The following is an 11,341-nucleotide window of genomic DNA, read 5'->3' as shown; positions in this document are numbered from 1 at the left end:
GCAGAGCTCGCCGGGCCGACGCGCTCACCGCACCACCGCATCACCACTCACACGTACGGCACACAGCGGAACACAACGAGGGGACGCAGCCATGACGGCCGAGCTGGTCCGAGGGCAGAACCACCCGCTGCCCCAGACCCGTTTGGAGATCCGGATCTCTGCGGGCAATCCGATCGTGGCCGGGGCGACACTCGGCGATGAGCGGGGCACGGTGCACGGCGCCGAATGGGTCGCGCACCCCGCCTCGCCCCAGCTGGCCGGGATAGAGGTGCCCAAACAGGCGGCGGCCGCCCACCGGCTCGCCGTGGACCTCGACGCGATGCCCGAGCACATCCACCGGGTCACCGTGCTGCTCGCGCTGCCGACCGGCGTCGGCGGCCCGGCCCGGTTCGGCGCCATGGCCGCGCCGTTCGTCGCCGTCACCGGCCTGGACGGCACCGAGATCGCCAGCTACACCATCACCGACCTGGACTCGGAGTCCGCGGTGGCCGCCCTGGAGCTCTACCGCAGGCAGGGCGCCTGGAAGGTGCGCGCCATCGGTCAGGGGTACGCGGGCGGGCTGGCCGCCATGCTGCACGACCAGGGGCTGGAGCAGGGCGCCGACCTCGCGGCGCGGATCAACGAGGCGGTGGCCCGCGGGATGGCCCGTTCGGTCGCCCAGCCCCCGCCCCGCCCCGAGGGCGACGGCCGGGTGCGCACGGCCGCCGCGGGCGGCGGCACTGACCCGGCCCCGGCCCAGCCCCAGACCGCGCCGCAGCAGCCGCAGACCCCGCCGCAGCAGCCGCAGGGCGCGCCCGCCGCCGGAGGGTCCGTCGACTACCAGCACCCCGGCCGCCGTACGGCCGCGCCGCCCACGCCCCCGCCCACGGCGCCGCCCGCCGCCCCCGGGCAGCCCGCCCGGCCGGTCGCGGGCGACGCCTCCGGCTGGTCCATGGACGAGCGGCTCTACAACCAGGTCTGGGGGATGTTCGAGGACCTGGCCCGGACCACCGCGGCCTACCGCAGCGCCGTGGACTTCGCCGAGTCCCGCATGGAGCAGGAGCTGGACCGGGTGCTCTCCGACCCGCGCACCCGGGTGGGCCCGGCCGCCGACTCCGCCCGCGCCGAGGCGCGCGCCAAGCAGACCGGCCTCGTGGAGCAGGCCCGGACCGCCCTCGACCGCGATCTGGCGCAGCTCATCGCCGAGGCCGAGGTGGTGGAGCCCGCGCTGCCGTACGCCTACGCCCGCTGGGACAGCCCGGTGTGGCAGGCGTACCAGGTGCCGATGGAGGTCCCGATGGCCCTGCGCCTGGGCGATCTGCACCTTCCGGAGCGCACCGATCTGCGCATCCCCATGCTGGTACGGCTGCCGCTGGAGCGCGGGCTGTGGATCGACGCCGGGCGCTCGGGCTCGTTCGACGGACCGGCCGACTCCGGTGAGCTGCGCAGGCTGGCGGCGGACGCGGCGGTGGCGATCGCGGCGCGGATGCTGGCCGTCTATCCGGTCGGGGAGTTCGCGGTGCGTGTGATCGACCCGGCGGGTTCGGCCGCGGGCTCTCTCGCGCCGCTGGTGGGGTCCGGTGTGCTGGCCGAGCCGCCGGCGGCCGGGGCCCAGGGGGTCTCGGCGGTGCTCGCCGCGCTGATCCAGCGGGTCGACCTGGTCCAGATGGCGATCCGCAGCCGGGCCACGGACGCGCTGCCGCCGGATCTGGACACCGCCGAGCAGCTGCTGATCGTCCATGACTTCCCGCACGGCTTCGACGACCGGGCCGTCACCCAGCTGCGCTATCTGGCGGACGAGGGGCCCTCGGTGGGCGTGCATCTGATGATGGTCGCCGACCGCGAGGACGCGCGGGCCTACGGTCCGGTGCTGGACCCGCTGTGGCGGTCGCTGCTGCGGCTCACGCCGGTGGCCGACGACCACCTCGCCGACCCCTGGGTGGGCCATGCGTGGACCTACGAGCCGCCGATGGTGCCGCCGGGCAGCCGGGTGCTGGGCGAGGTGCTGGGCGAGGTGGGGAGGGCCGCGCAGGAGCTGAGGGCGGCCCGGGCCCGCCAGTCCTACGGTGGCTGACCAGGGCCGACCACGGCAGGCCCGGCTCTGACCAGGTCTTTTGCCTTTTTCTTTACTCTCTCATGGGGATTCCTGTACTCTCTTTTACGCGGAGGGGAGTACTCCTTAGCGGTGTTCCCGTCACCACGGATTCCGTCCGGCACCAGGAGGCCGGACGGAATCCCGGGACACCGGTCCATGGCGCGGTCCACGGGCGGAAGAGACCTCCGGCAGCGACGACGCTGAGACTGCCGTACGAATGCCGGAGGAACCGTGGACGTTTCCGTGACCATGTGGGGGCTGACGATTCTCGGCCTCTGCGCCCTGATCGCCGTCGACTTCTTCATAGGCGGCCGCAAACCGCATGAGGTCTCCCTCAAGGAGGCCGGGATCTGGACCGCCGTCTGGGTCGCACTCGCCGGGCTCTTCGGGCTCGGGCTGCTGGTCTTCGCGGGCGGCCAGCCCTCCGGCGAGTTCTTCGCGGGCTTCATCACCGAGAAGTCGCTGAGCGTCGACAACCTCTTCGTCTTCGTCCTGATCATGGCGAAGTTCGCCGTGCCGACGATCTACCAGCAGCGCGTGCTGATGGTGGGTGTGCTCATCGCCCTGGTGCTGCGCGCGGTCTTCATCGCCGCCGGCGCCGCGATCGTCTCGACCTTCGCCTGGGTCTTCTACATCTTCGGCGCCTTCCTCATCTGGACGGCCTGGAAGCTCATCCAGGAGGCGCGGGCCGATGAGGAGGAAGAGGAGTTCGAGGAGAACCGGCTGCTCAAGGCGGTCGAGAAGCGGTTCCCGTCCACCGACCGGTACCACGGCACCAAGCTGTTCATCGTGGAGAACGGCAAGCGGCTGATGACCCCGATGCTGATCGTCATGCTGGCGATCGGCACCACCGACGTCCTCTTCGCGCTGGACTCCATACCCGCGATCTTCGGCCTCACCCAGGACCCGTACATCGTCTTCACCGCCAACGCCTTCGCGCTGATGGGCCTGCGCCAGCTGTACTTCCTCATCGGCGGCCTGCTCAAGAAGCTGGTCCACCTCTCGTACGGGCTGTCGATCATCCTCGGCTTCATCGGCGTCAAGCTGGTGCTGCACGCGCTGCACGAGTCCGGGGTGCATGTCCCGGAGATCAGCATCCCGGTCTCGCTCGGCGTCATCTGTGCGGTGCTCGCCGTCACCACGGCCACCAGTCTGTACGCGTCGAAGAAACAGGCCCTGGCGGAGGCGGGGAGCGGGGAGGACCGGACCCGGGACAAGGACAGCGTCGACGTCTGACGGCGCCCGCGGCGTCACCGCCCTGACGGCGTCTCAGAGCGCCCGACGGCGTCCGACAGCTAGTCGACAGCTAGCCCCCCCGGAGCCGGGAGACGGGCTCACACAGCCGCCTCCCCGGCCTCCAGAGGCCGTACGGTCGGCCGTCCACCATCCGGACGGTCGGCCGTCGGCCGTGTCTCCGGCAGCAGGGCGAAACAGCCCAGGCTCAGCAGCGCCACGGCGATCAGATACGCGGCGACGCCCCAGGGCGGACCGTCGCCATGGGACACCGCCGTCGCCACGATCGGGGTGAGCGCCCCGCCCAGGACGCCCGCGAGGTTGTAGCCGAGCGCCGCCCCCGTACAGCGCACCCGCGCCTCGAACAGCTCGGGCAGATAGGCCGAGGTCACGGCGAACATGGTGATGAAGGCGAGCAGCGCGCCCAGGAAGCCGAGGAACATCAGCGGCGGCTCCCCGGTGCGCAACAGCGCCACCAGCGGAAACATCCACACCATGGTGGCCACGCAGCCCACCAGGCACATCGGCCGCCGCCCGAAGCGGTCGCCGAGATGGGCCGCCAGGGGCGTGAGGGCGCCCAGGACCGCCACGGCCGCCATGATGCAGCCCAGCAGGGTGGTACGGGCCACTCCGAGCCGCTCCGTGCCGTACGCCAGCGACCAGGTCGTGACCGCGTAGAAGACGGCGTAGCCCACCGAGAGACCGCCCGCGGTCAGCAGGACCAGCCGCCAGTGGCCGCGCACCACCTCGGCCAGCGGCGCGGCGGCCTGCTCACCGCGCTCGGCCAGCTCCCGGAACCGCGGGGACTCGGTCACCTGGGCCCGCAGCAGCAGCCCGGCGCCCGCCAGCAGCCCCGCGCCCCAGAACGGCACCCGCCACCCCCAGGACCGGAACTCGCCGTCGCTCAGCGTGGCCGACAGGGTCAGCATCGTGCCGTTGGCCAGCAGAAAGCCGATGGACGGGCCGACTTGCGGAAAGCCCGACCACAGCCCGCGCCGCGCGGCGGGCGCGTGCTCGGCGGTCAGCAGCACCGCGCCGCCCCATTCACCGCCCAGCCCGAGCCCCTGGAGGAAGCGCAGCACGAGCAGCAGGACGGGGGCGGCGATGCCGATCGAGTCGTAGGTCGGGACGAAACCCACGGCGACGGTCGCGAGACCGGTGAGCATCAGTGAGGCGATGAGCACCGGACGGCGCCCATGGCGGTCCCCGAGGGGCCCGAAGAGCATCGAGCCCAGCGGCCGGGAGACGAAGCCGACGCCGAAGGTGCCGAAGGCGGCGAGGGTGCCGGCCAGCGGCGAGAAGGTGGGGAAGAACAGCGGGCCGAGGACGAGCGCCGCGGCCGTGCCGTAGACGAAGAAGTCGTAGAACTCGATCGCGGTGCCGGCCAGGGACGCGGCGGCGAGGCGGGCCATGGACGGAGGGCGGTCATGCTGCGGAGAGCGGTCGTGCTGCATGACGCGACAACCGCCCCGGCCCGCCGGGGGTCACGGGGCGTACGGAGGCGTGCGGCGCTCCGGGGCCGCGCGAGCGCCGCTACCAGCCGCGCTCGCGCCACTCCGCGAGGTGCGGGCGCTCGGCGCCGAGGGTGGTGTCGTCGCCATGGCCGGGGTAGACCCAGGTCTCGTCGGAGAGCTGGTCGAAGAGCTTGGTCTCGACGTCGTTGATCAGGCTCTCGAACGCCTCGGGATCCTTCCATGTATTGCCGACGCCGCCCGGGAACAGGCAGTCGCCGGTGAACACGTGCGGATGGCCGTGCGGGTCGTCGTAGATCAGGGCGATGCTGCCCGGGGTGTGGCCGACCAGATGGCGGGCGGTCAGCTCGACCCGGCCGACCCGCAGCGTGTCGCCGTCCGCGACCGGCACATCGGTCGGCACCGGGATGCCCTCGGCGTCGTACTGGCCCGCGTAGGTGCGGGCGCCGGTGGCGTCCACCACCTCACGCAGCGCGTTCCAGTGGTCCTGGTGCCGGTGGGTGGTGACGACGGAGGCGATACCGCTCTCGCCGATCAGGGACAGCAAGGTGTGCGGCTCGGCGGCGGCGTCGATCAGGAGCTGCTCGTCGGTGGCTCGGCAGCGCAGCAGGTACGCGTTGTTGTTCATGGGACCGACCGCGACCTTCGAGATCATCAGATCGGGCAGTTCATGCACATCGGCCGGTCCGCCGACCGTCACCACTCCGCTGTAGGTCATGGCCTCAGCCTAGTGCGGGCAGGGCGGGCAAGGGACCGTCGGGGCAGGAGAGACCGGCGCCGTCCGTACGGCCGGTGAGCCGGCCCAGCAGGGCGGCGGGGGAGCCGGTGACGGTGACCGGGGACTCCCCGGGGGCGGCGGGGCGGCCGGTGCGCCGGGCCCGGTGACCAGCCGCAGCGGGGGAATATCCGGGTGCCCGGCGAACCTTGTACCAGTGAGTACGGTGAGCCGGCTCTCGACGAACGCGGTGGGCAGATCCGCCACAGCGCGGCGACCGTCGCGTCGAAGCGGGCGGCACTGGTGCGCAGGTCGTCCAGTGGACGGCGAGCGGCCGGGCGGCATGCCGCCGGATGTCGGCGTCGCGCGTCTCCACCACACGATCGGGTGAAGTCGGCTCCCGTGGCCCGCAAATCGAATGTGCGTGCTATAGGCTCGGTGTGCTGCATCCTTAAGACATCGTCGTCGTGCCCCCATACCCTGGGTTGGGGGCTTCGCTCCGCTCCGCCTCTGCTCCGACCGGCAGGGCCGCCCCGCGAGCGGGCTCGGCGCACCCCGACTCTCTCAAGAAAGGTGCCGACCGGCGTGGCCGACCGTCTCATCGTTCGTGGCGCTCGCGAGCACAATCTCAAGAACGTCTCACTCGACCTTCCTCGCGACTCGCTCATCGTCTTCACCGGGCTGTCCGGGTCGGGCAAGTCGTCCCTCGCGTTCGACACGATCTTCGCCGAGGGGCAGCGCCGGTACGTCGAGTCGCTCTCCTCCTACGCCCGCCAGTTCCTGGGGCAGATGGACAAGCCCGATGTGGACTTCATCGAGGGCCTGTCCCCCGCGGTGTCGATCGACCAGAAGTCGACCTCGCGGAATCCGCGCTCGACGGTCGGCACCATCACCGAGGTCTATGACTACCTCCGGCTGCTGTTCGCCCGTATCGGCAAGCCGCACTGCCCCGAGTGCGGCCGTCCGATCGCCCGCCAGTCGCCGCAGGCGATCGTGGACCGGGTGCTCGAGCTTCCCGAGGGCAGCCGCTTCCAGGTGCTCTCGCCGCTGGTGCGCGAGCGCAAGGGGGAGTTCGTCGACCTCTTCTCCGATCTCCAGACCAAGGGCTACAGCCGCGCCCGGGTGGACGGCGCCACCATCCAGCTGTCCGACCCGCCGAAGCTGAAGAAGCAGGAGAAGCACACCATCGAGGTGGTCGTGGACCGCCTCACCGTCAAGGACAGCGCCAAGCGCCGGCTGACGGACTCGGTGGAGACCGCGCTCGGCCTCTCCGGCGGCATGGTGATCCTCGACTTCGTGGACCTGGCGGAGGACGACCCGCAGCGGGAGCGGATGTTCTCCGAGCATCTCTACTGCCCGTACGACGACCTGTCCTTCGAGGAGCTGGAGCCGCGCACCTTCTCCTTCAACTCGCCCTTCGGCGCCTGCCCGGAGTGCACCGGCATCGGCACCCGGATGGAGGTCGACCCGGAGCTGATCGTCCCGGACGAGGAGAAGTCGCTGGACGAGGGCGCCATCCACCCCTGGTCCCACGGCCACACCAAGGACTACTTCGGCCGTCTGGTCGGCGCGCTCGCCGACGCGCTCGGCTTCCGTACCGACGTCCCCTGGGCCGGGCTTCCGCAGCGCGCCAAGAAGGCGCTGCTCAACGGGCACCGGACCCAGATCGAGGTCCGCTACCGCAATCGCTACGGCCGCCAGCGGGCGTACACCACGGCCTTCGAGGGCGCGCTGCCCTATGTGAAGCGGCGCCATTCGGAGGCGGAGAGCGACGCCAGCCGGGAGCGGTTCGAGGGCTATATGCGCGAGGTGCCCTGCCCCACCTGTGAGGGCACCCGCCTGAAGCCGATCGTCCTGGCCGTCACCGTGCAGGACAAGTCCATCGCGGATGTCTCGGCGATGTCGATCAGCGAATGCGCCGAGTTCCTGCGCGGCATGGAGCTGAGCGCGCGCGAGAAGACCATCGCCGAGCGGGTCCTCAAGGAGGTCAACGAGCGGCTGCGGTTCCTGGTCGACGTCGGCTTGGACTATCTCTCGCTCAACCGCGCCGCGGGCACCCTCTCCGGCGGCGAGGCCCAGCGCATCCGGCTGGCCACCCAGATCGGCTCCGGTCTGGTCGGTGTGCTCTATGTGCTGGACGAGCCCTCCATCGGCCTGCACCAGCGCGACAACCACCGGCTGATCGAGACGCTGGTGCGGCTGCGCGACCTCGGCAACACCCTGATCGTCGTGGAGCACGACGAGGACACCATCAAGACCTCGGACTGGGTGGTGGACATCGGCCCGGGCGCGGGCGAGCACGGCGGCAAGGTGGTGCACAGCGGGCCGCTGAGCGAGTTGCTGGTCAACCAGGAGTCGGTGACCGGGCACTATCTGTCCGGCAAGAAGGCCATCCCGCTGCCGGCGGTGCGCCGGCCCATGGACCCCAAGCGGCGCCTCACGGTCCACGGCGCCCGGGAGAACAACCTCCAGGACATCGATGTGTCCTTCCCGCTCGGGGTGCTCACCGCCGTCACCGGTGTCTCGGGATCGGGTAAGTCCACGCTGGTCAACGACATCCTCTACACCCATCTGGCCCGTGAGCTGAATGGTGCGCGAGCGGTTCCCGGGCGGCACACCCGGGTCGCGGGCGACGATCTCGTCGACAAGGTGGTGCATGTCGACCAGTCGCCCATCGGCCGCACCCCGCGCTCGAACCCGGCCACGTACACCGGCGTCTTCGACCATGTGCGCAAGCTGTTCGCGGAGACGATGGAGGCCAAGGTCCGCGGGTACCAGCCCGGGCGGTTCTCCTTCAACGTCAAGGGCGGCCGCTGCGAGAACTGCTCCGGTGACGGCACCATCAAGATCGAGATGAACTTCCTGCCGGATGTGTATGTGCCGTGCGAGGTCTGCCACGGCGCGCGCTACAACCGGGAGACCCTGGAGGTGCACTACAAGGGCAAGTCCATCGCCGAGGTGCTGGACATGCCCATCGAGGAGGCGCTGGACTTCTTCGAGGCGGTGCCCACCATCGCCCGCCATCTGCGCACCCTCAACGAGGTCGGGCTGGGCTATGTCCGGCTCGGACAGCCCGCGCCGACCCTCTCCGGCGGTGAGGCCCAGCGCGTCAAGCTGGCGAGCGAGCTCCAGAAGCGGTCGACCGGCCGCACAGTGTATGTGCTGGACGAGCCGACCACCGGTCTGCACTTCGAGGACATCAGCAAGCTGATCAGCGTGCTCTCCGGCCTGGTCGACAAGGGCAACACGGTGATCGTCATCGAGCACAACCTCGATGTGATCAAGACGGCCGACTGGGTCGTGGACATGGGCCCCGAGGGTGGCAGCGGCGGCGGTCTGGTGATCGCCGAGGGCACCCCGGAGGACGTGGCCTCGATCCCGGTCAGCCACACCGGGAAGTTCCTGCGGGACATGCTGGGCGACCGGGTGAGCGACGCCACGGTGCCCGCCGCGCGCAAGGGCGGTGTGACCGCCAAGAAGGCGCCCGCCAAGAAGGCCGCCGCGAAGTCCACGGCGGCCAAGAAGACCGCGGCGAAGAAGACCGTGGCCAAGAAGGCGGCGGCCAAGACCACGGCCGCCTCCAAGCGGGCGGCCGCGAAGTAGCCCGAGCCGCTGTGCCCGCGCCGCGCCCGGACCGACCCGGGCGCGGCGCGAGCACGGGCGAAGCGGTGGGCTCAGGCCAGCTCGGACGCGTAGGGCGGCTCCGCGCCCGCCCGGGAGCAGGTGATCGCTGCGGCGCGGGCGGCGAAGCCCAGCACATCCCGCCAGGCCGCCTCGTCCAGCTTGGCCAGCGCGGGCGCCGACAGCGCCTGGTGCCCCGCCAGCCGGTGCAGCAGCGCGGCGTTCACGGTGTCGCCCGCCCCGATGGTGTCCACGATGTCCACCCGCTCGCCGGGCACCGAGATCACCGAGCCGTCCTGGCGCCGTACGCTCAGCCCCTCCCCGCCGTGGGTGAGCACCACGGCCGCCGGACCCGCCGCCAGCCACGCGCCCACGGCCCTCTCGACATCCCCCGCGTCCTCCGAGTCGGCCAGCCACCTCGCGTCCTCTATGGACAGCTTCAGCAGGCCGATATGGGGTAGCCAGCCGTGGAAGCGGGCCCGGTAGGCGTCGGCGTCGGGGATCAGACCGGTGCGGATATTGGGGTCCAGCGTGGTGAAGACCCCGCGCGCGGCCTCGCGCCGCAGCAACTCCTCGTACGCGCTCGCGCCCGGCTCCAGCACCAGGGAGCAGGTGCCCAGCGACAGCGCGCTCACCCCCTCGGGAAGGGACGGCGGCAGGGTGAAGAGCCGGTCCGCGGTGCCCTGCACATAGAAGCCGTACCCGGCCGAGCCATCGGCCCCGATGGAGGCGACGGCCAGCGTCGTGGGCTCCTCGCCGCGCTGCACCAGCGCGGTGTCCACGCCGTCCTTCCGCAGCCCCTCCAGCAGCGCCTCCCCGAAGCCGTCCGTGGAGACCCGCGAGCAGAACGCGGTGGGCGAGCCGAGCCGCCCCAGGGCCAGCGCGGTGTTGTACGGGCCGCCGCCGCGCGCGGGCCGCAGCGCGGGCAGCCGGTCACCCGCCGCGGGGCTCGGCGTGCGCTCGGGCACGAGGTCGATCAGGGCTTCTCCGGCGACGACGATCACGAGACGGGGTCCTTTCCGGCGAGTCCGGGGGTTCCGGGGAGCGGTGGTCGGTCGAGGGCTTCGGCCACACAGCCGCACGAGGTGCGGTGGACGAAGGCGCAGGGCAGCCGTACGGTGCGCGGCGGCCGCCCCGGATGCTCCAGCCGCTCGAGCAGCAGCCGGACGGCGGTGGCGCCGACCTCCCGGCTGGGCTGGGAGATCGCGGTGAGCCCGGGGGAGAAGACATCCGCCCAGGAGAAGTCGTCGAAGCAGACCAGCGCGAGATCGTCCGGCACCCTCAGCCCCGCCGTCCGCAGGGCGCGCAGCGCGCCGATGGTCATCGCGTTGTTCGCGGTGATGATCGCGGTGGGCGGCTCGGGGGAGGCCAGCAGCCGGTGGACGGCGTCCTCCGCGCCCCGCGCCTCGGAGTGGCCCTCGGCCAGCAGCCCGGGGCGGAACGGCAGCCCATGGCGCTCCAGCCCGGCCCGGTAGCCCGCGATCCGCTCGCTGGTGGTGCTCAGCCCCGGAAGCCCCGCGACCAGTCCGATGCGGAGGTGGCCGAGATCGGCGAGATGGCCGACCAGCTGTTCGACGGGGCGGGCGTTCTCGGCGCACACCTGGTCATGGGCGTCGCCGACCAGCCGGTCGAGGAAGACGGCGGGGATCTTACGGCGGGCCAGATACTCCAGCAGCCCGGCGGGCTCGGCCGACGGGGCGACGATCACGCCGTCCACCCGCCGCTCATGCAGCAGCCGGACGACGGTGAGCTCATGCGCGGGGTCGTCATGCGGATCGGCGATCAGCAGCCCGTAGCCCCGCTCCAGGGCGCTGGACTCGACGCCCTGGAGGATCTCGGTGAAGTACGGATTGCTGATCGCCGAGACGGCCAGGCCGATCGAGCGGGTGCGCGCGGTCACCAGGGAGCGCGCCAGCGTATTGGGGATGTACCCGAGGTCGTCGATGGCGTCCAGCACGGCCTTACGGGTGCCGGGGCGCACCGGCCGGGTCTCGTTGAGCACATGCGAGACGGTGGCCACGGACACCCCGGCGCGCCGGGCGACATCGACCATGGTTGCCATCCGCTGCGGTCCTTAACGTCGTCGAGATCTCTGCCGAGCCCTGCTGGGGGCACGTAACGTATCGCATCGACCGTCGGACGTAAACGTTTGCGCAAACGCTTACGTCCCCCCCCCCCCCCCCCCCCCCAGGGGTGGTGTCTACAAAAAGAGTTTTTGCCGTTTCT

7 protein-coding genes are annotated in these 11,341 nt (G+C 71.5%); 3 read left to right on the top strand and 4 right to left on the bottom strand.

Annotated features, from left to right (window positions below; all coding sequences use genetic code 11):
- Positions 1-91: 91 nt before the first annotated feature.
- Entirely contained in the window at positions 92-2,053 is a 1,962-nt protein-coding gene (locus tag ACT2CW_RS41770) for a TerD family protein (protein ID WP_445517037.1), read from the top strand.
- A gap of 252 nt (positions 2,054-2,305) precedes the next feature.
- The gene (locus ACT2CW_RS41765; RefSeq protein WP_164430193.1) at positions 2,306-3,310 is read left to right on the top strand and encodes a TerC family protein; all 1,005 of its coding nucleotides are present in this window, start codon (positions 2,306-2,308) and stop codon (positions 3,308-3,310) included.
- A 98-nt stretch (positions 3,311-3,408) separates the two neighbouring features.
- Here ACT2CW_RS41765 and ACT2CW_RS41760 read toward each other — a convergent pair whose 3' ends face one another.
- Together ACT2CW_RS41760 and ACT2CW_RS41755 are read right to left on the bottom strand one after the other, a co-directional pair.
- Entirely contained in the window at positions 3,409-4,719 is a 1,311-nt protein-coding gene (locus ACT2CW_RS41760; protein ID WP_445517036.1) for an MFS transporter, read from the bottom strand.
- A gap of 121 nt (positions 4,720-4,840) precedes the next feature.
- Positions 4,841-5,497: an MBL fold metallo-hydrolase gene (locus tag ACT2CW_RS41755; RefSeq protein ID WP_445517035.1), complete on the bottom strand. Its 657-nt coding sequence runs from the start codon at positions 5,495-5,497 to the stop codon at positions 4,841-4,843.
- 582 nt (positions 5,498-6,079) lie between these two features.
- Between ACT2CW_RS41755 and uvrA the strand changes: the two genes are divergently transcribed.
- Positions 6,080-9,097 (top strand): excinuclease ABC subunit UvrA, encoded by a 3,018-nt coding sequence (gene uvrA, locus ACT2CW_RS41750; RefSeq protein WP_445517034.1) that lies wholly within the window; start codon positions 6,080-6,082, stop codon positions 9,095-9,097.
- 71 nt (positions 9,098-9,168) lie between these two features.
- Here the strand turns inward: uvrA and ACT2CW_RS41745 are convergent, their stop codons facing one another.
- Together ACT2CW_RS41745 and ACT2CW_RS41740 are read right to left on the bottom strand one after the other, a co-directional pair.
- Positions 9,169-10,119, bottom strand: a complete 951-nt coding sequence (locus ACT2CW_RS41745; protein ID WP_138911189.1) for a carbohydrate kinase family protein — start codon at positions 10,117-10,119, stop codon at positions 9,169-9,171.
- Complete coding sequence (locus tag ACT2CW_RS41740; protein WP_445517033.1) at positions 10,116-11,177, bottom strand: LacI family DNA-binding transcriptional regulator; 1,062 nt, start codon at positions 11,175-11,177, stop codon at positions 10,116-10,118. Before ACT2CW_RS41740 ends, ACT2CW_RS41745 begins: the two co-directional genes overlap by 4 nt.
- Positions 11,178-11,341 lie beyond the last annotated feature (164 nt).

It is taken from the genome of Streptomyces sp. NEAU-174, from assembly GCF_052665095.1.
The sequence above is the reverse complement of the archived record's forward strand: the minus strand, read 5'-3'. Positions and strand labels throughout refer to the sequence as shown.